Source organism: Sinorhizobium sp. 22678 (assembly GCF_052044265.1).
Taxonomy (GTDB): domain Bacteria; phylum Pseudomonadota; class Alphaproteobacteria; order Rhizobiales; family Rhizobiaceae; genus Sinorhizobium; species Sinorhizobium meliloti_A.
The window spans coordinates 32,661-55,224 of sequence record NZ_JBQEMS010000026.1 but is presented as its reverse complement, the minus strand read 5'-3'; the positions used below and the strand labels follow the sequence as shown (position 1 = coordinate 55,224).

Annotated in this window: 18 protein-coding genes and 4 pseudogenes; 8 read left to right on the top strand and 14 right to left on the bottom strand. The window is 61.5% G+C overall.

Features of this window, described 5'->3' with window-relative positions; translation table 11 throughout:
• Positions 1 to 286 precede the first annotated feature (286 nt).
• Positions 287 to 1,072: an alpha/beta fold hydrolase gene (locus ACTJKL_RS27140; RefSeq protein ID WP_440854273.1), complete on the top strand. Its 786-nt coding sequence runs from the start codon at positions 287 to 289 to the stop codon at positions 1,070 to 1,072.
• Between the two features lie 244 nt (positions 1,073 to 1,316).
• On the opposite strand, the gene ACTJKL_RS27135 is transcribed toward ACTJKL_RS27140, so the two are convergent.
• On the bottom strand, positions 1,317 to 1,901 hold the full coding sequence (locus tag ACTJKL_RS27135) for a GNAT family N-acetyltransferase (protein WP_440854272.1): 585 nt from the start codon (positions 1,899 to 1,901) through the stop codon (positions 1,317 to 1,319).
• Between the two features lie 368 nt (positions 1,902 to 2,269).
• Here ACTJKL_RS27135 and ACTJKL_RS27130 point away from each other — a divergent pair.
• Positions 2,270 to 2,392: pseudogene (locus ACTJKL_RS27130) on the top strand (GMC oxidoreductase); the annotation flags it as partial.
• Positions 2,393 to 2,590: 198 nt separating this feature from the next.
• Here the strand turns inward: ACTJKL_RS27130 and ACTJKL_RS27125 are convergent.
• From ACTJKL_RS27125 to ACTJKL_RS27115, 3 genes and pseudogenes are all read right to left on the bottom strand, one after another.
• Positions 2,591 to 2,821, bottom strand: a pseudogene (locus tag ACTJKL_RS27125) (SMC-Scp complex subunit ScpB); the annotation flags it as partial.
• Between the two features lie 33 nt (positions 2,822 to 2,854).
• Positions 2,855 to 3,025 carry an invasion associated locus B family protein gene (locus ACTJKL_RS27120; RefSeq protein ID WP_440854297.1) on the bottom strand — a complete coding sequence of 57 codons (171 nt, stop codon included), beginning with the start codon at positions 3,023 to 3,025 and terminating at the stop codon, positions 2,855 to 2,857.
• A gap of 196 nt (positions 3,026 to 3,221) precedes the next feature.
• Positions 3,222 to 3,482: pseudogene (locus ACTJKL_RS27115) on the bottom strand (helix-turn-helix transcriptional regulator); the annotation flags it as partial.
• A 333-nt stretch (positions 3,483 to 3,815) separates the two neighbouring features.
• On the opposite strand from ACTJKL_RS27115, the gene ACTJKL_RS27110 reads away from it, so the two are divergent.
• The 4 genes from ACTJKL_RS27110 (at position 3,816) to ACTJKL_RS27095 (ending at position 8,002) form a co-directional block, all read left to right on the top strand.
• Positions 3,816 to 4,670: a type IV toxin-antitoxin system AbiEi family antitoxin domain-containing protein gene (locus tag ACTJKL_RS27110; RefSeq protein ID WP_440854271.1), complete on the top strand. Its 855-nt coding sequence runs from the start codon at positions 3,816 to 3,818 to the stop codon at positions 4,668 to 4,670.
• Entirely contained in the window at positions 4,660 to 5,577 is a 918-nt protein-coding gene (locus tag ACTJKL_RS27105; protein ID WP_440854270.1) for a nucleotidyl transferase AbiEii/AbiGii toxin family protein, read from the top strand. Before ACTJKL_RS27110 ends, ACTJKL_RS27105 begins: the two co-directional genes overlap by 11 nt.
• Positions 5,578 to 6,125: 548 nt before the next feature.
• Complete coding sequence (locus ACTJKL_RS27100) at positions 6,126 to 6,737, top strand: TetR/AcrR family transcriptional regulator (protein ID WP_440854269.1); 612 nt, start codon at positions 6,126 to 6,128, stop codon at positions 6,735 to 6,737.
• 38 nt (positions 6,738 to 6,775) lie between these two features.
• A complete protein-coding gene (locus ACTJKL_RS27095; RefSeq protein ID WP_440854268.1) occupies positions 6,776 to 8,002 on the top strand; it encodes an MFS transporter in 1,227 nt (408 codons plus the stop codon).
• Positions 8,003 to 8,070: 68 nt separating this feature from the next.
• On the opposite strand, the gene ACTJKL_RS27090 is transcribed toward ACTJKL_RS27095, so the two are convergent.
• Together ACTJKL_RS27090 and bla are read right to left on the bottom strand one after the other, a co-directional pair.
• Positions 8,071 to 11,046, bottom strand: a complete 2,976-nt coding sequence (locus ACTJKL_RS27090; RefSeq protein WP_440854267.1) for an NAD(P)-dependent oxidoreductase — start codon at positions 11,044 to 11,046, stop codon at positions 8,071 to 8,073.
• A gap of 127 nt (positions 11,047 to 11,173) precedes the next feature.
• Positions 11,174 to 12,160 (bottom strand): class A beta-lactamase, encoded by a 987-nt coding sequence (gene bla / locus ACTJKL_RS27085; protein WP_440854294.1) that lies wholly within the window; start codon positions 12,158 to 12,160, stop codon positions 11,174 to 11,176.
• An 80-nt stretch (positions 12,161 to 12,240) separates the two neighbouring features.
• Here bla and ACTJKL_RS27080 point away from each other — a divergent pair, with 80 nt between their 5' ends.
• Complete coding sequence (locus ACTJKL_RS27080) at positions 12,241 to 13,275, top strand: LysR family transcriptional regulator (RefSeq protein WP_440854266.1); 1,035 nt, start codon at positions 12,241 to 12,243, stop codon at positions 13,273 to 13,275.
• Positions 13,276 to 13,464: 189 nt separating this feature from the next.
• Here ACTJKL_RS27080 and ACTJKL_RS27075 read toward each other — a convergent pair whose 3' ends face one another.
• Positions 13,465 to 13,728, bottom strand: a complete 264-nt coding sequence (locus ACTJKL_RS27075; RefSeq protein ID WP_100673320.1) for a hypothetical protein — start codon at positions 13,726 to 13,728, stop codon at positions 13,465 to 13,467.
• A gap of 579 nt (positions 13,729 to 14,307) precedes the next feature.
• Positions 14,308 to 15,129 (bottom strand): DUF1206 domain-containing protein, encoded by an 822-nt coding sequence (locus ACTJKL_RS27070; RefSeq protein ID WP_440854293.1) that lies wholly within the window; start codon positions 15,127 to 15,129, stop codon positions 14,308 to 14,310.
• A 347-nt stretch (positions 15,130 to 15,476) separates the two neighbouring features.
• Between ACTJKL_RS27070 and ACTJKL_RS27065 the strand changes: the two are divergent.
• Positions 15,477 to 15,850, top strand: a pseudogene (locus ACTJKL_RS27065) (VOC family protein).
• Between the two features lie 92 nt (positions 15,851 to 15,942).
• Here the strand turns inward: ACTJKL_RS27065 and ACTJKL_RS27060 are convergent.
• The 6 genes from ACTJKL_RS27060 to kdgD all read right to left on the bottom strand — a co-directional run bounded on the left by ACTJKL_RS27060 (position 15,943) and on the right by kdgD (position 22,519).
• A complete protein-coding gene (locus tag ACTJKL_RS27060) occupies positions 15,943 to 16,131 on the bottom strand; it encodes a hypothetical protein (protein WP_440854265.1) in 189 nt (62 codons plus the stop codon).
• A gap of 328 nt (positions 16,132 to 16,459) precedes the next feature.
• Entirely contained in the window at positions 16,460 to 18,112 is a 1,653-nt protein-coding gene (locus tag ACTJKL_RS27055) for an ABC transporter ATP-binding protein (protein ID WP_440854264.1), read from the bottom strand.
• Positions 18,109 to 19,026 carry an ABC transporter permease gene (locus ACTJKL_RS27050; RefSeq protein WP_100673310.1) on the bottom strand — a complete coding sequence of 306 codons (918 nt, stop codon included), beginning with the start codon at positions 19,024 to 19,026 and terminating at the stop codon, positions 18,109 to 18,111. The genes ACTJKL_RS27055 and ACTJKL_RS27050 overlap by 4 nt, the downstream gene beginning before the upstream one ends.
• Before the next feature lie 12 nt (positions 19,027 to 19,038).
• Positions 19,039 to 19,953, bottom strand: a complete 915-nt coding sequence (locus ACTJKL_RS27045; RefSeq protein WP_440854292.1) for an ABC transporter permease — start codon at positions 19,951 to 19,953, stop codon at positions 19,039 to 19,041.
• A gap of 76 nt (positions 19,954 to 20,029) precedes the next feature.
• Entirely contained in the window at positions 20,030 to 21,538 is a 1,509-nt protein-coding gene (locus tag ACTJKL_RS27040) for an ABC transporter substrate-binding protein (protein WP_018096304.1), read from the bottom strand.
• A gap of 75 nt (positions 21,539 to 21,613) precedes the next feature.
• Positions 21,614 to 22,519: a 5-dehydro-4-deoxyglucarate dehydratase gene (kdgD, locus tag ACTJKL_RS27035; RefSeq protein WP_102763196.1), complete on the bottom strand. Its 906-nt coding sequence runs from the start codon at positions 22,517 to 22,519 to the stop codon at positions 21,614 to 21,616.
• Between the last annotated feature and the right edge of the window lie 45 nt (positions 22,520 to 22,564).

Here is a 22,564-nt window from a genome sequence, read left to right as displayed (position 1 = left end):
CACGTTCGCTTTGCGGGCTTCGTCCTGCCCTTCAGCGATGATGCCCATAGCGTATGCTATGGCTCATCCCCGCGCTTCTCGCCGGCTCCGGCATCGCCGCGGGGATCGAGTTGCGAGCGTCCGCGCCCCTCCTGCGGCGACGCCCTCGTTATGAAAATTTGTAAGCAGATGTACGGCTGCGTTCTCGCGACAAACTTCGTTACACCGCCGCGCGTTTCGAACATAACGCGGATACACCCGAAAGCTCGTATTCGCGGGTCACTTCAAGCGAAAGGAGATCGATCACATGTCCCGCTACACGCATATCCTCGCGGCACTGGCAGCGAGTGCTCTGGCCCTTGCTGGGCCGGCTTTTGCCGGTCAGAAGCCTACTGTCGTACTCGTCCATGGTGCGTTCGCAGAATCGAACAGCTGGAACGGTGTCGTGCGGGAGCTGGAAAAAGACGGCTATCCTGTCGTAGGGGCCGCCAATCCGCTCAGAAGCGTCAAGGGCGATGCTGATTATGTTTCAGCCATTCTCTCCGGGATCAAGGGGCCGATTATTCTTGTCGGCCATTCCTACGGCGGCAGCGTCATCTCCAGCGCCGCGAACGGTCATGAGAACGTCAAGGCTCTGGTCTTCGTCGCGGCGTTTGCGCCGGAAGCGGGAGAAACCGCCATCGATCTCACCGGAAAGTTCCCCGGCAGTACCCTGGGCCCTACCCTCGCCCCGCCGGTCACCCTGCCGAATGGAGGTCATGATCTGTACATCGACCAGAACAAGTTTCCCGATCAGTTCGCCGCAGACGTTCCGCTCGTTGAAGCCAGGCTCATGGCAGCGGGACAACGCCCTGTCGCCGAAGCCGCGTTGAAGGAGCCGGCTGGCGCGCCTGCCTGGAAGAAAATCCCGTCCTGGTTTGTTTATGGCGACGCTGACAAGAACATTCCGCCTGCCGCGATGTCTTGGATGGCTGAGCGCGCAAAGTCCAAAGAGACCGTGGTCGTCAAGGGCGCTTCGCACGTCCTCATGGTTTCCCATCCGGAAGCTGTCTCCCACCTTATCGAGAAGGCCGCAGCGTCGGGCGAGAAGTAGTCGCAAAGCTCCCGACGACATTATCGCGCGTCGGGAGAATACACCCCACCATCTTAGTGCGGTTCATCAAAATGGTCAGCCGGCGCCCGCCCTACGCCCTGGTAGTAGGGAAGATAGCGGCGCAGGCAGGAAAGACGCGCCTTGCCGAAGCAGCAGTGGCTTCGAAGTCGTCGCGGATCGTGCCGCAGACCACCGGAAACGGCACTTCTGGCAAGGGACGGGCGACTCTCCGACCGATTGAAGCTCAACGCGGCGGCCGCAGCATCGGGACGAGCGTCGGCGACGAACCGGCCTGGATCGCGCCGAGCGGTTCGAAGCCGTAGCGTCGATAGAACGGAATGTTGCGCGGGTTTGAGGATTCCAAATAGGCTGGCGCGTGATCGCGATCGCACCGTGCGAGTGCGTACGCCATCAAGGCGTCGCCGTGACCTTCGCCTTGATGCGCCGGGTCGACGCCGATCAGGGGCAGGTACCAATGGGGTTCGGTCGGGTGGTACGTGGCCATCTGTTCGAATATGGCCGTGGTTTCGGGGGCAAGAGAGCGGGCAACCGTGCTCTCGAGCACCGCACCAAGCCCCTCCTCGTCGGAATGCACCCCGGGCGATAGCCACAGCGCCGCCCCGGCGTGGCCGTCGGTGCAAAAGGCGGTTCCGTTAGCGAATGCGCTGCTCCCGAACGCCCGGATCATTCGTGGCATGGCCGCAAGGTACTGGTGTGCATGCGGCCAGGTCCATCGCGCCATGGGATCCGCTGCAAACGCCAGCACGACCGTTTCGATCGCCAGATCTTCCTCGGCCGCGGCCATAACTCTCACCGTTGGCGATTTCACACTGCCCTCCTGACGCAGGTGGTCCGACGAGACGCCCGTTCTCAGCTACGCATCGTAACCCGGATGGCGTGGAAGCGATACCGGTTGCTGCCGGCTCAGCGGTTCCGGATTCGCTTCGGTCCATTCTGGCCACAAACGACAGTCGGCTTTGAGGGAACAATGACCAGAAGCGGCTGTTAGGGGGACAAAGCTCGAGCGGAGGTAGTAGTTGTGATCCACCATGTCTCGGTAGGGCCGAATGATGTCGGGCGCTCGAAGCGCTTCTACGATGCCGTTTTGCCCATCGTCGGCCTTGTGCCAATGGACGAAGACGAGGGTGGACTGGCTACGGAAGCGTCACTTTTCGGTTCAGCGTTCAGGTTCCGATTGGGCTGAAGCGGCTGCGGATCGCGGATGCCTCGGTCATGCCGTCACTGACCAGCGGTAATACCAACGCCCCCACCATCATGATCGGCGAAAGAAATGCCGATTTCATCCTGCGCGGTATTTGAATCCGGCTGCCTGACGCCCTGGCGTCAGGCCTTCGGCGTGGAGAAGGTTTCCAGCAGGTCCACCAGCTGTTCAAAACGTTCCTTGCCGAAATTGGCCTCCAGATCGGCAAAGATCTTGGCGCTATCGGGCGTGACCTTGCACAGCATCTCTCGCCCGGCAGGGGCGATTTCCAGCATCACGCGGCGGCCATCGCTGTCGTACGCGATACACGTCAGCACCAGGCTCTCGCTCAGCGACAGCGGCCGGAGGTTATCGCCGAGCCTCGTCGCGACCCAGATCGCGTCACCAAACGACTTTCGCGTGCGATGCTGCCAGCCGCCGGCGACCTTGACCAGCTTATACGGGCGACCGCGCAATTCCTCGCGGATGTCGTCGATGATGAGATCGAGATTGCAGTCGCGCCCGACGACCCGCGCCAATGCCTCTCGTTTTCATCGCTCTGTTGCAATGGAGGTTGGGCGTCAATGCTCTTCACGGCGCCGCGAGGACTGACCGGTGGCCTTGTCATCGACCTGGAGGCTGGCGCCTTTCGCGAGTGCCAGCCCGAAGGGCAGAACCAGTATGCCGCTGAATTTGCCTTTGGCTGGCGCGTTGAGTTCGACGGCGAGAATACGCTGGCCATTGGCGGCCAAACAGGTCCACACCGGCGCGCTGCAAGGTTGTCGCGAAGGTTCGCCAGTAAGCCGGGACATGGGCATACCCCCCTTGAAACCGCATGGCGAGAACAGGAAGGTCTCGGTGCCGATGCGGCTTGGTAGCCTCCGCAAAAGCGCGATGGCGGAGACTAGGTTGAGGGGCTCTCGTTGCGGCGAGCAACCTTGCCTTACGAGGCGGCACTCCAAACTGCCGGACAAAAGCGTGGTTGAAGGCCGCCTGGCTTCCGTATCCCGTTTGGAGAGCGATATCGAGAATGTTCTGGTCGCTACGGGTAAGAAGCGCGGCCGCTAGGTTCAGACGTAGACGGCGCTGATAATTTCCCAGCGTATCCCCGAGTGCACGTTTTAGCCGGCGATTGAGCTGGAACGGGCTTAGGCCCACGGAGCTTGCCAGGTCGGCGAGACCCAAGGTCGGGGAATTGATTGCCTCCATCTGAGCCAGAATTTCAATGATTTCAAAGTCATCTAAAGCTTGCGGCACTTGAAGGCCAAATTCGGACCCCGAATTCGGGAGCAATAAGGGTTCCATCCACGAATGTCCTGCTGCTTGTCATTTCGACATCGTAAGCTCTTCTACGCCATATTAAAAAAGGTGATGTGATACAGCTCTTCGTACTCACCTTCAGAAGCCGCGCCAACTTCGATAAGGGGCGCCCGGCCGAACGTGGATGCCCAACTTTGAATTCGTTATTAGGCGTCAATCAAGAATTGACAGTTATGTCATGTAATAAAGTTCCACTGGCGCTGACTTTAACTTTATGCCAAAATGTCAAATATGCGTGGACGACCCGAACCAAAGCTAAAGCGGCTTCTCCAAGACGTGCCTCCCGGTTTCCTGGTGGATACAGGGTGGATGACCCGTCATGCCATCTCGCGGCAATCCGTTTCCGGATACATCAAACAGGGATGGCTCGAGCCCGTCATGACGGGCGTGTACCGGCGTCCATTCTCGTCAGACGCCAACCCAGAAGCCGCCACCGGTTGGAAAATACCCCTGCTCTCGGCCATCTGGCTCATGCAGCATAGATTTCATGTCGGCGGGGCAAGCGCTCTCTCCCTGCGGGGCCACACCCACTACATTTCCCCCGGCCACGAATTCCCCCTCTACCTCTATGGCGCCGACATCCCGGCATGGCTGACGAAACTGCGCACCGACGCTCGCATCTCGGTCAGACGCAACGCCCTGTTTGGCGACAGCGCGATAGGAGTGGAAAATTCCGACTTCAGCCTGTCGAATGAAGACGATCCGGAGCTGGCGCAAAGCCCATGGCGCTGGCCGATGCCGATGTCGTCCCCCGAACGCGCAATCCTCGAGATGCTGGATGAACTCCCGAAGGGCGAGAGCTTCCATATAATCGACATGTCATTCGAGAGCCTCGCCAATCTGCGTCCGAGGTTGCTGACGATGCTGCTCGCGCAATGCCGGAGCGTCAAAACCAAGCGCCTTTTCTTCGTCTATGCCGATAAGCACAATCATGCCTGGCGCCGGCACATCGACATGTCGGCGGTCGATCTCGGCAAGGGCGACCGGGCGCTAACGCAAGGCGGTCGGCTGCACCCCCTCTACCGCATCACAATTCCGACCGATCTCATGCCGCAGGAGACCCCGCATGGCACGTGAGCAATACATGCGCCAGGTCGATCTCCTGGTGCGGACCCTTCCCTTCATCGCGCGACACGACGCCTTCGCGTTGAAGGGTGGTACGGCGATCAACCTCTTCTACCGCGATATGCCGCGGCTCTCGGTCGACATCGACCTGACCTATCTGCCGATCGAGGATCGTTTGACGACGTTGAAGGGCATCGACGCGGCGCTCGAACGCATCCGCGAGGATCTGCAGCATAATCTCCGCGGCGTCGCCGTCCAGAGAATTGCCGGCGGCGGCAACAACGACACCCGCGTCCTCGTCAGACAAGGCGGCGCGGAGATCAAGATCGAGACATCGCCCGTCGCGCGGGGAACCGTCCATGCGCCGGAACTGCGCCGCGTGAGCCCATCTGTGGAAGATGCATTCGGCTTTGCCGAGATGCAGGTCGTTGCGTTCGAAGACCTATTCGGCGGAAAGCTTCATGCGGCGGTCGACCGGCAGCATCCGCGCGATCTGTTCGACGTGAAGCTGCTCTATGAAAACGAGGGGCTGACCGACCCGCTATTCCGCACCTTCCTGATCTATGTCGCGAGCTCGGGGCGCCCGCCGCACGAGCTGGTGAGACCATCTCTTGCGGAGCTCGACGACACCTTCGTCAAGGAATTTGAGGGCATGACTATCGAGACCGTCAGCTTGGATGACCTGAAAGCGGCGCGAGCCAGGTTGATGACTGACATCCGCGCCCGGCTTGACGAGAAGGCTATGCGCTTTCTGCTGTCTCTGCATAACGGTGAACCGGACTTCGAGGCTATCGGCCTGCCCCAAGCAGCAGATCTTCCGGCTGTACGCTGGAAGCTGCTGAACTTGCAAAAGCTAAAAGAGCAGAACCCGGCGAAACACGCTGAGCAACGGCGGGAGATCGAGGGAATTCGGCCATAAGGGCTCCGCCGCCGGAACCCGGGCCTCAAGCTATGCGCGTTCGCGCTCACTCGACCGGCGGGAATTCGGCCTCACGTGTCCGCGCCGCAACCACCGAGGGGCGCGCCGCGATCCGATGCATGTAGTAGGCAATTCCAGGCCAAAGTCCGAGTTCGATCGCGAACACTGGCATCCAGCCGAGGATCGTGAAAGGAACCCTGATCGCAGCCTCATCCCGTTTGCAATACGACCATTTCAGGTGCTCCCGCACAGTGATGAAGTCTGCTTGTTTGAGAAATATAGGTGCCGACTGGCCGTAGGCTGTGCAACGGCTAGAGCCTCGGAAATCAATGGCATGCAAACACCGAACTCGACCGGATCGGCAGACCACTGGTGGCCGAATGCTTTTGCGGTTTGCTCGATTCCGGCAGGACGTCGAAGAGATCGGCGATGTTTCTAAAAGTTGCACCCTGCACTGCAACTGCTCGTCATGAGAACTCAAGGAGGCGCTTGACCAAGTCGATTCCGCGACCTATTAGGAAATGAACGTTTCCTAATAGGTCGATCAGATGAGTTTCGAAAGCATCTCTCCTCGCCCCGCCGGGCGGCCACGCGAATTCGACATGCACCAGGCTCTGGATGCGGCGATCCGCATATTTTCCGAGAAGGGCTATCACGGGACCTCGATCGCCGAGCTCAAGGCGGAAATGGGACTGACCGCCGGCAGCATATACAAGGCGTTTCGTGACAAGCGTGACGTCTTCGTCGCCGCCTACGACCGCTATAAGCAAATCCGGGCCGATCTTCTGGATGAGGCGCTGTCCTCAGCCTCCACCGGTCGCGAAAAGATCGCCCGCGTCGTCGGTTTCTATGCCATCTCCGCCTGCGGCGAAACCGGCAGGCGTGGATGCCTGGCCATTGGCGCTGCCGTGGAACTGGTTCTGTCGGACGCCGAGATCGCCGAAAAGGTGGCCGGACACAATCGCCATCTCGTCTCCCGGCTCGAAGGTTTCATCCACGAAGGCCACCAAGACGGTTCAATCCGCCAGAACGTCGATCCTGCGGGGACCGCGCTTGCGCTGTTTTCCTATCTTCAGGGCGTCCGCATCGCCGGCAAAACCGGAGAGCTGGAAAACCAGATGCTCGCTTCCGCCGAAGCCGTCCTGCGCATTCTCGACTGATTGAACCGTCCGCCTCCTGCCTCCCAAGGAACTCTTCAATGACAGCTCCCGTATCCATCGCCCAGACGCAGCATCCGGCCGGGCTTTCTGCCGGCATGACATTTCTCATGGCCGCCGCCTGCGGCCTGATTGCCGCCAACCTTTACTATACCCAGCCACTCGCCGGCCCGATCGCACTCGACATCGGCCTGCCGGCAGAGGCAACCGGCCTGATCGTTACCCTGACCCAGATCGGCTATGGCATCGGATTGCTGCTGCTCGTGCCGCTGGGCGATCTCCTGGAAAATCGTCGGCTGATCGTGACGATGATCGGACTGGTCACTCTTGCCCTGATCGCGGCCGGTCTCTCGACCACACCCGGGCCTTTCCTCACAGCTTCGCTTGCCATCGGTCTAGGCTCCGTCGCAGTCCAGATGATCGTGCCCTTCGCTGCCAACCTTGCTCCGGATGCGGCTCGGGGCCGCGTCGTCGGCAATGTCATGAGCGGGCTGATGGTCGGGATCATGATGGCGCGGCCGATTTCCGGGCTGATCGCCGGCCTCAGCTCCTGGCATGCCGTCTTCTATGTTTCGGCCGTCGTCATGGTCGGGCTGGGCAGCCTGCTGTGGGTGCAACTGCCGACCCGCCGACCGGCGGCCCGGATGACTTACGGCCAGCTCATCAAGTCGATGGGCAAGCTCCTCGCGACGCAGCCGGTCCTGCAGCGCCGCGCCGCCTATCAGGCCTGTCAGTTCGCTGCGTTCAGCCTCTTCTGGACCGTCACGCCGCTCTATCTTGCCGGCCCGCGCTGCGGGCTTGGTCATAACGGCATTGCGCTTTTTGCCCTGGCCGGTGTCGCGGGCGCAATTGCTTCCCCCATCGCCGGGCGCCTCGCGGATAAGGGCTTGATCCGGCCGGCGACGGCATTCGGCCTTGTCGGTGTAGGAGCCGCTTTCCTGATGACGCAGGTCGCTACCGAAGGGTCCACTACCGCGCTCACGCTTCTGACGCTGGCGGCGATCCTGCTCGACTTCGGCGTGACCATGACCTTGGTGACCGGGCAGCGCTCGATCTACGAACTCGGCGCGGAGTTGCGCAGCCGGCTCAACGGCCTGTTCATGGCCATATTCTTCACGGGCGGCGCCATCGGCTCTGCCCTGGGCGCCTGGGCATTTGCCTCTGGCGGGTGGTGGCTCGCCTCCATGATCGGGCTTGCGCTGCCCGCTACGGCGTTCGCCATCTTCCTGACCGAGAAAATCGATCAGAAAAGAGCCCTGAAGCACTGATCGAATTCAGATTTTACGGCCACGCCCTGCGCGTCAAGCGCGAACGGCGTGGCCGGAAGACGACCGGTCTACTCCTCCACCGGTCCGTAGAGACCGAGCCGGTCGAGCAGCGCCCGCTGACGATCGACACTTTCGACGAGCAGGCCGGTATAGCGATCGATGATCCGGCCGCGGTGATCCCGGTCGGCAACGGCGGCGAGCGCGCCCAGGATTGCCGCAACCCTTTCCGACGTCTGCCGCAGCTCCACCAGGAGTTCCGCCTTGCCACCGACCTCGGCGACCAGCCGCTTCGTTACGCGGCCGATGCCGGCGGGCGTGCGGCTGCCGGCCGATACGTAGCCCTCGGGCAGATCCCCCTTGAGATTGGTGACCGACTTGAAGCGGATGACATCGAAGATCTGGTCTACCGCCTGTTTCGCGCCGGTCACGCGCGAAGGATGATCCGTGTCGGCTGCCGCGTGAGGCAGGAGTTCCAGCCGGCCCTTATGGCGTTCCTCTAGTGCCAGGTAAGGAAGCATCGGCCCGCTGAGCTTGCCGGTCGCGACGTCCTTGAAGAGGTCGGCATCGATCGCCGCATGCGCGATCTTGCCTGTCGACAGCGCCTCGTCAAGCGCGGCGGTATCGACCACCTCGCCCCGGTCGTAGTTGACCAGCACGGCGCCATCCTTCATCGCGCAGAGCACCTTCTGATCGACGGTTCCGGCGTTGGAATAGAGACCGGTCACCGGATCCAGGCGTCCGAGACCGATATGGACGGAGAGCACGTCGGCGCCGGTTGCCGCGGCTACGGCACTTTCGGCATATTCGAAGCCCTCTGTCTCGATCCAGTGCTTGTGGTGGTGGCGGGCGTAGATCGCGACATGCATACCGAAGGCCTTGGCGAGCTTGGCGACTTCACGGCCGATATTGCCGTAGCCGAGAATGGCGATCCTGCGGCCCTCGAGCTTGGCGGTCGGGAAATCCTTGAGCTGACGGCCGGTATCGAAGTCGCCCTCTGCGACCATCCGGTGCAGCCTGTCGACCGGCAGGTCTGGAACGACCTTCAGTATCGCCTTCATCGCCATCTGGGCGGTCGCGCGGCTGTTTATGCCCGGCGTGTTCATCAGCGGCGCCTGGCCCCCCTCGCCATTGCCACCGCCCCAGGAGGCCGAGCCCATGTTGCCGGTGCCGGCGCCGATGCGCACGCCGCCGAGCGGGAATACGGAAGCTTTCGGAATGAAGGTCGCCGCCGCAATCAGCGCGTCGTACTGGCCCTTGTCGGTCTGCGGCAGAATTTCCGCCTCGGTGCTCAGGTCCGGCTGGTAGAAGAAGTGGATGCGGCCCTTCTCCAGGGCAGACCGGTCGCCGATCGGCCCCAGGTGGAACACGCCGCCCTTTTCCTCGATATAGGCCTTCACCTCGCCGTGATCCGGCCGGCCATCGGCACCGAAGCGCAGTCCGACCAGGTCGGCGATCAGCACGGTGTAGGCACGGTCGGGATCGTCCTTGCGGACGGCCTGGCCGGCTTTGGCAGGGGCTTCGAACGTGACGCCCTTCTTCGCCAGTTCCTCTTCGAGAACGACGATCTTGGCGCGCAGATAGGCGTATTGCAGGTTCTCCAGCAGTGCGACGACGTCGTCTGGCTCGCGGATGCCGCCGACCCAGGCGCGATAGTCCCCGGGTGTGCCGGGGAAGGCATTGACGTAGCGGGCCGCGTCGAGGCCGGGCTCGTACTCGCCATTCGGATGGGTGATGCCCTCATAGCCGAGCAGCTGCTTCGAACGTGCAATGATGCGGGCGTGGATGTCTGTATCTGTGATGTCTTCGTCGACCACCTTCAGGAGCGTCACTGCCGCACCGCGACGCTCCGGATCGGCAACGGTCAGCTTCAGGAGCGGATGCGTCTCCACCCACTCGTCGATCACCTTGCGATTGGCGGCGGAGCGCCGGTTGAGCTCGACCACGGAGCCGACGCGCGCCTCGGACTGCAAGAGACCGAAGGTGGTCTCGGCGAACGCGAGCGCGCTGTAGGTATTTATGACGCCGCCGAGCATGCGGTCTTCGGCGGCATCGTAGAACGGGCCGGCGTCGACAGAGCGCTTGGCCGAAAATGGCTGCCTCGGGTCGACCGGCGGCGCGATCTTCAGCTGGCGCGGGATAGCCCAGGCAGGGTCTTGCTGGTTCTTCTCGATCAACGTCAGGGCATGCGGCGTGAAGGAGGCGACGAAATAACCGGAGACCCCGCCGATCGCCTTCTGGAAGGGCATGAACAGGCAGCACTTCGCCATCACGGCGCTGACCAGTTCCGGCTCCCACGGCATGGCGCCGAGCATCGAGGTGGCATCGAAAACCGCATGCCGGTTGGCCGGATCACCGTCGATCCACTTCAACAGTTCGCGGATCTCGCCGCTGGTATAGGCATTGGCGCCGGTCGTCTCGTGCCCGACGCCGACGAAGATCGACACGCCGAGGGCGGAGAGCTCTTCTGCCGTCGGAATCACGCCTTCGGAGGCTGCGAAATGAATTCGGCTCTCGCAGCCCTTCTCGGCGAATCGCTGCATTTCGACGAGCTGGGTCGCCCAGGACTGGCGGAAGAAGCCCGCGGCTCTCGAAGGATCGCTCTCTGGCCGCGGCGTATCGACATAGACGCGTTGGGAGGCGTCGTTGGCGTTCATCAGGTGCTGGACGCAGACAGTGAAACCGCTGTGGCCGCCGCCGAGACCCACTGCCATACGGTTCGCCTTCGGAAAACCGAAATAGCGATGGATCGCCCGCATCATGTCGGTCAAAATCTTGTCGGCCGGATAGCCGCGATGCATGCTGCGGGAGATTTCCGCCGTGGTAAAGCCGCCGATATCATTGCCGCTGTCGTCGAACTTGCGATAGGTCTTCTCGATCCAGGCGTCGAAGGCGATCCGCCGCAAGCGGCTGTCCACCTCATCGGTGGTCGCGTCAGTGATCGGGCCGACGCCGAAGAAAGGATTGGACGGCAGCTTCGGCGCGCCATTCCTCGTCAGTTCGAGTGCCTTCAATCGCCGTTCCTGCATCTGCGCGCTGTTCGTCATGATCTGCCATCCATTGTCGAGGCCTGAGGATGCGCGATAGTGGATCTAACGGAGCATAAACAAGACCTCATCTGCGCCGATCAGCACGCGGAATGCGTCATGCCCGTGCTCGCGAGTACCCGTACTGCTATTCGTAGGCTGCAGTGATGGCTCGAGCCGCGGCCGCGATGACGGCAGCACGTTCGGCCTGACCGGCGCGAGACTCTGCAACGAACGCAGCCACGGCAATGCGCCTCCCGTCTGGCGCCGTCAGAATGCCGACATCATTGGTCGCACCATTGATGCCCCCACGGGTCTGGCTCGTGCCTGTCTTGTGCCCGATACCCCATTCTGGAGGGATGCCCGCGCGCAGCCGATCGGGAAAGGTGGTCGTTTGGCTCATGACCGTCAAAAGGAATTCCGTCGAGCCCGCAGTCAGAAGGCTGCCTGACGCAAGGCTGTACAGGAAAGCAGCCATGCCGCGGGGCGTCGCGGTGTCGCGCGGGTCCTTCATGTAGGCCTCGAAGGCGGTTTGGCGGACTGCCGCGGGGACTTCCCTGCGCGCCTGCTCCAGCCTCTGCGGAAAGACGAACTCTGGCTGCCACATGAGCCCATCGGTCTCAGTTTGAAGCTCGCGCTCGGTTCGGTCGATTCGGACGCCCGTCAGTCCCGCCTTTTCGAGGAAAACCTGTATCGCCTTCGTCCCACCCAGGCGGGCGATCAACACGTCCGTAGCCGCACTGTCACTCGCGACCACCGCCCGGCGCACAAGATCCCGAACACTCGTCTCAAAGGAGCCATGCCTGGCGACGATATCGGCGATGGGCTGGATGTTTACGCTCAGGTCTTCGCGCCTGATGGTGATTTGGTCGTCCAACCGGATACGCTGTTCGTCGACCGCCTGCATGACGGCTGCAGCGACGACCAATTTCATGACACTCTGCAGAGAGAAGCGTTGAGCGCCGTTCACACAAACAGGCGCCTTAGGCTGGTCCTGCACGCAAATGCCGACGCGGCCGGGATGCCCGTCGGCGAGTGTCTCGAGCTCCAGACGAAGACGGTCCGTTTGGGTGATCTCGCCTGCGAATATTCGAGAAGAAAAGAGGTTTATGAGAATTGCGACCGCAGCGGTCATGCAGATGATTCTTGGCATGCTCTCACCAATGAAAGGATGTGCTTCGAGCAGTTGTTGCCATAGGATACAAACTGAGTCAAATGATAGAATCTCAGCGTAACCTGAATGAGATTCACTTTATGGACTGGTGCAAGGTCGACCTTAACCTCTTGAAGGTGCTGGCGGTCATGTTGGAAGAGCGGAGCGTTGCCCGCTGCGCCGATCGTCTTTTTGTCTCTCCCTCTGCAGTCAGCCACGCACTCGCCCGGCTGAGAACGATGTTCTCGGATCCTCTCTTTGTACGCAGTGGCGGGGCGATGTTGCCTACAATTCGTGCGCAGAGCCTGGAACGCTCGCTTTCGCTCCTGAGTACGGTTTTGAACGCCGAGCTCGAAAAGACGCGAGGGAGCCAATGCACCACGGCGTTCCATCCGGCCGAGTCGGTGAGAGATGTTAAGATCGTTTCACCTGGGGCATTGGAGCTTACGCTGGTGCCGGCCGTTATAGCCATATTGCACGAGCAAGCTCCAAACTGGACACTGAGAGTGGAGCCGTTTGAACGGCGCAGCTATGAATCAGATCTCGCGACCGGTCGCGTCGACTTCGTGCTTTCCATCGGTGGAACCACGCCTGTCGGAGCATTGGTGGACGGAATCACCTTATGGGAGGACGAACTCGTTGTCCTCGCCGGTCCACGTTCGGATCTCTACGATTGTGCCGATCGGATTTCGACCGAGCTCTTTCTAGCCCATCGGCACGTTTATCCGCTTCCGTGGCCAATTTCCCAGAACTACCTTGACGTGGAGTTGGCGCGGCGCGGGCAGCACCGCAATATTGCCGTCTCGTTACCGAGCTATGCCGCACTTGGCCATCTGCTGGAAGCCACCGACCTGGTTTCGTCGCTGCCGGACCGTTCCGCCCGCGCGCTGATGCGCAGCCATCCAGATCTAAAACTGCTTCGCCTTGAACCAGCGCGACGATCGGAGCTCTCGCTCCTCTGGGGGATCGCGGCTGCTCAAGAACCGGCGATCGCGTGGATACGGGACATCATTCAACGTGCCGCGGGCGAGCTAGAGAGCTTCCCGGACAACGCGTTGCCGGTGACCCGGCGCCTCAGCCGGTCGACCGTCGCTTAGGCCCATTCGATAGGCCTGTCGTCTCATCGGGTTTGCGTCCGAGTCTGCGCATTCGTTGAAGACCCAACAAGGGCCGAAGCGTCTTCCGCGGTTACACTCAAAGGCGAGATCTCGAAAAGAGTGGCAGCGCCGCACCCTCCGTCGACGCCGCCACTTCTGTGCAGGAACTCCGTCGGCATTCTGCAGGAGCTATTGCTGTCCGCCGCCCGAGGGCGCTGGCGTCGCCGTGCCGCCTGAAGGCGCCGATGTTTCTCCACCAGACGGAGCCTGAGGCGCTTCGACGTTCGGCACGTTCACGTCGACATCGGTATTCCCGCCGCCTCCGCCGCCGTTGAACAGGTCGCCGCCGAACAGGAACAAGGCTCCGACGATCAGCAGAACCACGATCACTGCGACGGCCCAACCAGCACCGTTGCCTCCGGTATTCACAACTGTTGGTCCTCTATCAGCCATGTTGTTTCTCCTTGTCGTAGATTCCTTCATCGAAACCATCACAGAAGATTTAAGTTCCCTGAACGTAGGTAAAAGAAGAAGATGGCGACAACAGTTCCGACAAGGAAATCGGTGATCGCGTTCGCCTCGGAGCCAACATTCGGATGGCGCAGGTTTGTCGCGAGATATCTACTTCAAGACACCTTCACAGGTGCATTGAGTCAGTAATGCCTCCGAGAAACCAATGTCATCCTCATATGCCGAGGGGAAAGGGCATTAGTATATATCGGACCTTAGTCCCATGGACCCTGACAAAAGTCTTACGGCAGTTGCCGAAAAGTTTACCCGACACATATCCCGATGAACGCCATGGCGGATCTCGTCACCTGCTATTGCGTTTGAGGCTCCGGAACTGCTCATGTCGTCCCTTGAAGGCAGTTCCGGTGCCTCATGGTCCTCTAAGGAGGCGACAATGGCCGGCAGACTGCCGAGAAAGCTTCGTAAACTCGGCTCAGCGGCTCGGCATGGCACACCGTAATTGCCGCTCTGCCTTCACCCCCCACACGCTTTCACCAGCTCTATCAACCCGGCTGCGTCGGGTCAGGTTTTCTGCAGCGAGATCGGCTGCTTCACCGCTGTCAGATCAGGGCCGCGGACGACCCGATACCGCGCTTCAATGAGGTTATAGATGCCGAAAGCAGCAATACCGACAGCCACGGCGATGTACAGGATCGAGCCGAACGGCAGTTGTCGAAGCCACTCCAGGGCATCGCTCATGCTGCCGGCCTGTTCCGGGTCAACCCGGAATCCGGCATAGGCGAACAGGATGCCGATAATCACGAAGACAGCGCCACGCGCGACGAGGCCGTAAATGCAGATTGAGGTAAGGACACGGTTCCGATCGGGAATGCGGAGATATCGCTCGAACTTTCGTGTGAGGCCTTTGTACACGGTGACGACCCCCCCGGCGATGAAGCCGGTCCCGACCGCGATCGCCAGGTACGAGCCGAACGGCTTCGACATGATCCATTCCGCCAGCCCTTTCTCGCCAGATTCGTGGTTTCCACCCGCAAGAAATAGTGCATGTCCGAGGGAGTAGCCGGCCAGCCCAAGGTATACTACGGCGCTGCCGAACAATGCACTGCGCACAGTGAGACCCTTGCGATCGGATCCGTGGCCGTCACTATCCGCAAGGGACTGGGCCAGTCTCCAGGCGACGAACCCGAGCAGGCCGAGCCCGATCAATGCGACCCAGATCCGGCCGAAGGGCTGTCCGAGCAGCGTCAAGAGCGCTGACTTCATTTCGGGCCGACCGCCTGTCACTCCGGAGAAAAGAGCGAGTCCGGCAACGAGAAGGAACACGACACCACGGGCCGTGTAGCCTGCTTTCGCCAGTAGGCCGAAACGAAATCTTGAGGGCATCGTGCTCTCCGCGCTCCAATTTACTTCGTCTACTAACGCACGACCTGCCGGAAGGTTGTCGCGGTTCGACCCAAGCTCTCGGCCGGCAACAGGCAAGCACCCGTTACAAGATCGTTTTCAATGCACGGGCCTTCCCCCGAACAGCCGCTTGTCTTGGGAATTCTAAGGGTTGCCGCGGCACTCCCCACCCTCTGTTCCTTGCCATCAACGGCTGAGACATGCCATCAAATGTGAGACGCAAGCCGCCGCGAAGACCTTTGCAGTGCAAGCAAACATTGCAAGGCGCGCAGCAGAGGTACGCTCGGGCGCATCTTCGTCGGGCAGGCCCACACACTTCAGGAGAAGTCATGTTTGACCATGTCAAATTCGGCGTCAGCGACTACGCAGCGAGCAAAGCGTTCTTCCTCAAGGCACTCGAACCACTCGGCGTGACCGTCGTCTCGGAGGGTCTGCCGACCTACGGTGTCGAGCTTAGCCCAAAGGGCAAGCTTCATTGTGCCTGTACCAAACCGAGGAGAAGCCGGCGCATCTCCACCTGGCGTTCACAGCCGAGAATCGCCAGCAAGTCGAAGCTTTCTATCGCGCGGCTCTCCAGGCGGGTGGCAAAGACAATGGTGCCCCTGGTTTGCGCCCGAACTACCACGCGAACTACTATGCAGCTTTCGTCATTGGTCCGGACGGGCACAACATCGAAGTCGTTTGCCACGAAGCTGATGCCTAATCCTGCCATCGAGAGGCATCGGCAGAAGGGCTTCGCCTACCTGCCGGGTCTTTCTCGTTCGGTGTGCGCCCAGTATACCCTCGCCCTGAACCTCAATACCTCCACTTAGGAGCGCGCTTTGCGTTGTGAAGCAACTCGCGAGCCGTGGCAAACCGGCCGAAGAGGCGGGTCAAGCGCCGTTTTTCTTCCTCGCACAAGTTTTGCCGTCGGCAAAACTCCGGCACTGACCACATTTTGGTTGCAGCCACTGCTATTGCGGCTTGCGGCTGAATGCGCTCCATAGAAATCCTCCATCCCATGACGCGAGCACACTACCAAAGTCTAATTTAGCTACAAATAAACTAAGACATGTGCTGAGGGGTTTTTTCGGCAGTTGGGGTTTCAGACATAATAATACGGCAGTCGCTCAGTCCCAGCATCCGCATAACCGCCAACGGCTGCGATAGGATGCCGGCCGCGCTGGCGATCAAAACTGACAAAGGTCGACCGGCAGCGCCTGGCGCCCTAGCGGGCGTGGAACTGCTTGGCAGTTGGAGTTCTGCCAAAAGTGTTTGAGCGACTAAAGCGCGACGCAGTCTAAACTGACAAGAATACCCGCCGCTCAGCTTTCTACTCGGCAACCACGGCCGGATCGCGCTGCAACCACTTCGGCTGCGGAACGGCCCGGAGCAGAGCTTTCGTGTATTCATGCCGAGGTGAGACGAAAAGGGCTTCCGTCTCGCCTTCCTCGACGATCCTGCCGCGCTGCATCACCAGGATCCGGTCGGCGAATTGGCGCACGATGGGCAGATCGTGGGTAATGAAGACGTAGGAGAGGCCGAGGCGCTGGCGGAGATCGGCCAGAAGCTCGATGACCTGCATCTGAATCGACACGTCGAGCGCCGAGACCGCCTCGTCGCAGACGATCAGCTCGGGTTCACTGGCGAGTGCCCGGGCAATGGCGATGCGTTGCCGCTGCCCGCCGGAAAACTGATGCGGATGCCGTTCGGCATGCTCCGCCTTCAGGCCGACAAGCTCCAGCAGCTCCACGACACGGTCGTTCCAGCGTTCACGCGGCAGAATGTCCCCGTGGATCGCCCAGGGTTCGGAAATGATCGAGCGGACGTTCATGCGCGGATTCATCGACCCGAACGGATCCTGGAACACCATCTGCACCCTTCGGCGGAAACCGTCAAGCGCCCTGCCCTTGAGCTTGAAAATGTCCTCGCCGGCAAAGAGTGCCGCGCCCGACGTGGGCTCGTTCAGTCTCAGCAGCATGCGTGCAATGCTCGATTTACCCGAACCGGACTCGCCAACGATACCGACCGTTTCCCCGCGACGAAGCGTGAAACTGACGTCGTCCACGGCCTTGAACTCCCGCTTGGGCGAGAACGGACCGGACCCCAGCTTGTAATGCTTGCTTAAATGGACGACTTGCAGCAGGACCTCGCCCTGTGCGGCATTCCGAGGCGCTTTCGGCGCGTCGGCATGGGGCACGGCCGACATCAGCCGGCGGGTATAGGCGTGGCTCGGATTGGTGAACACGTCCTGGGCCTTGCCGCTCTCCACCACCCTGCCGCCATTCATCACGATGATCCGATCCGCCATAGCCGCGGCGACCTCGAGATCGTGGGTGATCATGATCAGCGCCATGCCGGTCTCGCGCTGCAGGTCCAGCAGGAGTTCGAGGATTTGTGCCTGGACGCTGACGTCGAGTGCCGTGGTCGGCTCGTCGGCGATCAGGATGTCCGGCTTCAGCGCAATCGCCATGGCGATCATCACGCGCTGCCTCTGTCCGCCCGAGAACTGGTGCGGGTAATAGTCGATCCGCTCGTCGGCTTCAGGAATTCCGACCCGTTCGAGCAGCCGAACGACCTTGTCGCGCACCGCACCCCCCTCGCCTCCGCCATGGCTCTCGAAAACCTCGGCGATCTGCCTGCCGACAGTATAGACCGGGTTGAGATAGGCCAGCGGATCCTGGAAGATCATGGCGATGCGGCGGCCGTTCAGTTCGCGCCGGCCTTCATCATCGAGGCGGGAAAGATCCGTCCCGTCGAACACTAGCGAGCCCGAGACGATGTCGCCCGGCGGGCAATCGATCAACCCCATCACCGTTCCGGTGCTGACGCTCTTTCCCGATCCGCTCTCGCCCAGGATGACGAGGGTTTCCCCCGGGCAGACGTCGAACGAGACGTCGTCGACGGCACGCACGGGGTCGCCTTCGGACAGGAAGTCGACCGTGAGTTTGTCGATACGCAATATGGGTTTGTCCGGCGCGTTCATCGCGGAGCCTTTCGCAGCGATTGCAGACGCCAGCGCTGCAGCGGATCGGCGACGGTCCGGGCCCAGCTGGCGAGAATGTTCAGGGAAAGCGTCGTCAGCAGGATCGCGAGGCCCGGCCAGAAAGCGATCCACCACGCCGTCTTCAGATAACCGCGGCCGTTGGCCACCATGGCGCCCCAGGTGAAATCCGGAGGCTGAATGCCAAGCCCGAGGAAACTCAAGGAGGATTCGGCCAGGATTACGGTAGCGAAATCGATCGCGGCTATCGTTACCAGCGTCGGGAGCACGAGCGGTGCGATATGACGGAACAGGATGCGTCCGGTGCTCGCGCCCATGGAGCGCGCGGCACTGACGAACATGCGTTCTCGCAGTTCGAGCACTTCGGCCCGTGCGGTGCGGATGAAGATGGGCATGCGGGTAATCGCCAGCACGATCACCAGGTTCGTCATGCTGGGACCGAGCGTATAGAGCACGATGAGCGCCAGCAGCAGCGAGGGAAAGCTCATCACCACATCGGCCAGGCGCAGGATGACGTGGCTGTACCAGCGCTCCGAATAGCCGGCAGCAAGGCCGAGAATGCCGCCTAAAGCCATGGAGCAGAAGACGGCAGCGGCTGCGATGCCGAGCGTGTTCTGCGCCCCGACGATCAGCCGCGCCAGGATCGGCCGCCCGAGCGTATCGGCTCCCAGAATGTAGATGAACCCGTGCTCCAGTGCGAAGGGCGGCAGGTTGCGTTGCCTGAGCCCGAGCTTGCCCGCAAGTTCGCCAACGAAGAGCGGTCCGACAAGCACGCAGACGATGAGCACGAAGAGAAAGACGGCTGCGCAGAGCGCCAGCTTGTCCCGGGTGAGATAGATTGCGAGCTGCCGCAGGGCGCCGGGCGATCTTACGGATGGCAATGCCAGGTCGGTCATTGTCGCCTCCCCTCAGTAGCGGATGCGCGGATCGAGCACTGCGTAAAGAAGATCGATCGCGATGTTGACGATGAAGATGGCGATTGCCGTGACGAGGATCGTCGATTGCACCACGGCAAAATCGCGCTGAACGATCGAATCGATCATCAGCTTGCCGATGCCCGGCCAGCCGAAGATCGTCTCGACGACGACGGCGCCGTTGATCAGCCCGGTCGCCAGGTCACCGGCGACGGTGATCACCGGCAGCAGCGAATTCCTGAGCGCGTGACCGAAGATGATCTTGCGACGCTTCATGCCTTTGGCGTGGGCGGTCTTGATAAAGGGCGAGGCGAGCGCAGAGATCATCGTGCCACGCACGACCTGGACCAGCAGCCCGAAAGGACGCAGCATCAGCACGACGATCGGCATGATCCAGTGCAGGGCGGTGCCCGTACCCGACGTCGGCAACATGCCGAGCCCGACCGCGAAGACGAGAATGCCGACGATCGCGATCCAGAAATCGGGGGTGCTCGCACCCGCCAGCGAAACGAGGCCGGCGACGCGGTCGAACAGGCTCGCGGGACGGGCAGCCGCCAGCGCGCCGACGACGATGGCCAGAACGGTTGCGAGCGTCATCGCGACCAAAGCCAGCTTCAACGTGGCCGGAAAGGCCTCGAGAGCGACCTCGATCGCCGACCGGTTCTGTCGCAGGGACTGGCCGAAATCCAGGGACATGAGGTTTTGCAGATACTGGATGAACTGCACGTAAATCGGCTGGTCCAGACCGTTCAGGCGGGCGAAGGCCTGGCGCGCCTCGAGACTTGAATCGAGCGGCAGGTAGAGGGCCGACGGATCGCCGGTCAAACGCGTGAGGAAGAAGACGAGCGTCAGCAGGCCGATCACCGAAATTACGCTGTGATATGCCCGCCGGCCGATATAACCGAGCATCATGCGGAGCCTCTGGATTCCCTTGCAGTTCATGCGAGCGCGCGAACGTGCCGCGCGCTCGCCCGGATGGTGGCACTCAGTCCTTGAGGGCGATATTGGCGAGCGGGATCTCGCTGTTGGTCGTGATGTCCGGCTTCCACTCGAGGCGGCTGCCGACCCGGGTGTAGCCGATCATGTGGAACATCGGGATGTCGACCGCGAGATCGTCATGCACCTTCGCAAAGATCGCCTTGAACTTTGCCGTACGGTCCTCGCCGGTGGCAGCCATGGCATCGGCGACCTCCTTGTCGAGGCCCGCATCCTCGAAGGTCGAATAGCTTCCGCCCGAGGTGTAGAAGATCGGAACGGTGAAGGCGGCATCACCCTTGTTGTTGTCGTGCATCATCTGCAGCAGGTTCGGCCCGCGGCTCTCCGGGAAAGGCTTCTGCAGGTAGCGCAGCCAATCGTTCACGTCGAGCATCGTCAGCTTGACGTTCAGGCCGACATCCTGCCACATGGCCATCATGGCTTCCATGGCTTCCGTACCGTTGGGGTAGATGCCGTTGCGGCCGATCAGTTCGATTTCGGTATCGACCGGTACGCCCGCGGCCTTGGCCTCGGCAATCAGCGCGCGCGCCTTTTCGGCATCGAAGGCCCAGGGCGCCAGCTTGTCGTCGTGGCCGTTGATGCCGGTGACGACCATCTGCGAAGCCCGCTGTACGTCCTCGCCGAAAAGCTGCGCGAGACCATCCCAGTCGATCGCCAGGTTCAGCGCCTTGCGGATTCGGACGTCGTCGAGCGGAGCAAAGCCGGCATCGATGCGGATCGCGGTGGTTTCGGAGTTCAGATAGGCGAAGTCCGTTTCTGGATTGGTCGCGTCCTGGATCGCAATGGACGGCGTCAGATCGGCCTCGCCGGTCTCCACCATGGCGGCGCGAATCGAGGATTCCGGGCGCCAGACATAGCTGGCCTTGGCAATGGCCGGCTTCTCGCCCCAGTAGCCGTCGAAGGCTTCCAGCACGACCGTCTGCGGGGTGAAGCTCGAAAGCTTGAACGGCCCGGTTCCGACCGGATCGTTCACGGCCTTGTCCGCCGGCGTGTTCGGCGAGACGATCATGACCACGCTGAGCAGCGTCGGCAGAATCGGCTGCGGCTTGTCCGATTTGATCTCGACCGTCAGGTCATCGATCGGCGTGACGGTCAGCTTGGCATCGCCGAACTTGGCGATGTTGCTGCAGGTCAGCTTGCCGCCGGTCATCCGCTCGATCGAGAATTTGACCGCCTCGGCATTGAAAGCGGCTCCGTCCTGGAACTTGACTCCTTCACGCAGCTTGAGCTGCCAGGTGTTCGGATCGGTCTGCTTCCACTCGGTCGCAAGGCCGGGTATTGGCTGACCGCTTTTCGGATCGACGATGGTCAGCGGCTCGACGACGTTGCGGCTCAATATCTGACCGACATTGGTGATGATGGTACCGCAGGGCTCAAGATTGGCCGGCTGTTCCGGCAGAACGATCTTGATTTCCGAGGCGCTCTGCGCGCCGGCCCAGCCGGCCCAGCCGGCCACCACCATTGCGCCTGCGATGACGCGAACAGATTTATTTCCCATTGCACTCCTCCCCAGTTGGAACGACGACGTTTGAGGCGGGCGCCATACTCCTGGCGCCCGGCCCGATGTTTCTCTTCAGCGGCGCGATGCCTCTATCAGCCCCTGCAAGATCTCCCGCTCCTCGCCGGTCAGGTCGACCAGAGGCGGGCGAACCGGGCCCGGCGCAAAACCGGCAAGCTCCACCCCCGCCTTGATGATCGAAACCGGATAGCCGGCCTTGCGGTCGCGCAGGGCCGCGAAGGGGAAGAAGAACGTATGAAGAATGCCTTCCATCACCGCCTTGTCGCCGGCACGCATGGCCCGGTAGAAGCGCTGCGCCAGTTCCGGCACGAAATTGAACACCGCCGACGAATAGGTCGTGACGCCGACGCCGTTGAAGCCTTCCGCGAAGAGCTCATGGGTCGGCATGCCGCCGATATAGCAGAGCCGGTCGCCGAGCCGGGCCGTCACATGACGCACGAGGTCCACCTTGCCGGTGCCGTCCTTGAAGCCGATCAGGTTGGGGCAGGCCTCGGCAAGGCGCGCGACCGTGTCGGCATTGGCGACCGAATTGGCGCGGTTGTAGAGAATGACGCCGAGGCCGGTCGAATCGCAGACGGCCTTCACATGGGCATAGATGCCTTCCTGCGGCGCTTCCGTCAGATAGTGCGGCAGCAGGAGAATACCGTCGGCACCCGCCTCCTCCACAATCTTCGCCGTCTCGACGGCAAGCGACGTGCCGTAGCCGCAACCCGCAATGATCGGCACCTCGCCCGATACGTCCTTGGCCGCGCGGGTGACCTGGCCCACTTCGTTCGGCGAGAGCGAAAAGAACTCGCCGGTGCCGCCGGCAGCGAACAGGGCCGCGGCCTCAAAGCCGGAAAGCCACTCCACATGACGTCGGTAGCTCTCCAGATTGAGCTTGTAGTCCGACGTGAAGTGCGTGACCGGAAAGGACAAGAGCCCCGAACCGACACGCGACTTGATTTCTTCAGGCGACAATGAATTCCCTCCGGCTGCGAGCTTAAGACGGGAAATTCATATGAT

Excerpts from the sequence above, each read along its gene's own strand:
- ACTJKL_RS27140 (WP_440854273.1), top strand. The coding sequence starts at position 287 with ATGTCCCGCTACACGCATATCCTCGCGGCACTGGCAGCGAGTGCTCTG.
- ACTJKL_RS27110 (WP_440854271.1), top strand. The coding sequence starts at position 3,816 with ATGTCAAATATGCGTGGACGACCCGAACCAAAGCTAAAGCGGCTTCTC.
- ACTJKL_RS27105 (WP_440854270.1), top strand. The coding sequence starts at position 4,660 with ATGGCACGTGAGCAATACATGCGCCAGGTCGATCTCCTGGTGCGGACC.
- ACTJKL_RS27100 (WP_440854269.1), top strand. The coding sequence starts at position 6,126 with ATGAGTTTCGAAAGCATCTCTCCTCGCCCCGCCGGGCGGCCACGCGAA.
- ACTJKL_RS27095 (WP_440854268.1), top strand. The coding sequence starts at position 6,776 with ATGACAGCTCCCGTATCCATCGCCCAGACGCAGCATCCGGCCGGGCTT.
- ACTJKL_RS27090 (WP_440854267.1), bottom strand. The coding sequence starts at position 11,046 with ATGACGAACAGCGCGCAGATGCAGGAACGGCGATTGAAGGCACTCGAA.
- bla (WP_440854294.1), bottom strand. The coding sequence starts at position 12,160 with ATGACCGCTGCGGTCGCAATTCTCATAAACCTCTTTTCTTCTCGAATA.
- ACTJKL_RS27080 (WP_440854266.1), top strand. The coding sequence starts at position 12,241 with ATGATAGAATCTCAGCGTAACCTGAATGAGATTCACTTTATGGACTGG.
- ACTJKL_RS27075 (WP_100673320.1), bottom strand. The coding sequence starts at position 13,728 with ATGGCTGATAGAGGACCAACAGTTGTGAATACCGGAGGCAACGGTGCT.
- ACTJKL_RS27070 (WP_440854293.1), bottom strand. The coding sequence starts at position 15,129 with ATGCCCTCAAGATTTCGTTTCGGCCTACTGGCGAAAGCAGGCTACACG.
- ACTJKL_RS27060 (WP_440854265.1), bottom strand. The coding sequence starts at position 16,131 with ATGGAGCGCATTCAGCCGCAAGCCGCAATAGCAGTGGCTGCAACCAAA.
- ACTJKL_RS27055 (WP_440854264.1), bottom strand. The coding sequence starts at position 18,112 with ATGAACGCGCCGGACAAACCCATATTGCGTATCGACAAACTCACGGTC.
- ACTJKL_RS27050 (WP_100673310.1), bottom strand. The coding sequence starts at position 19,026 with ATGACCGACCTGGCATTGCCATCCGTAAGATCGCCCGGCGCCCTGCGG.
- ACTJKL_RS27045 (WP_440854292.1), bottom strand. The coding sequence starts at position 19,953 with ATGCTCGGTTATATCGGCCGGCGGGCATATCACAGCGTAATTTCGGTG.
- ACTJKL_RS27040 (WP_018096304.1), bottom strand. The coding sequence starts at position 21,538 with ATGGGAAATAAATCTGTTCGCGTCATCGCAGGCGCAATGGTGGTGGCC.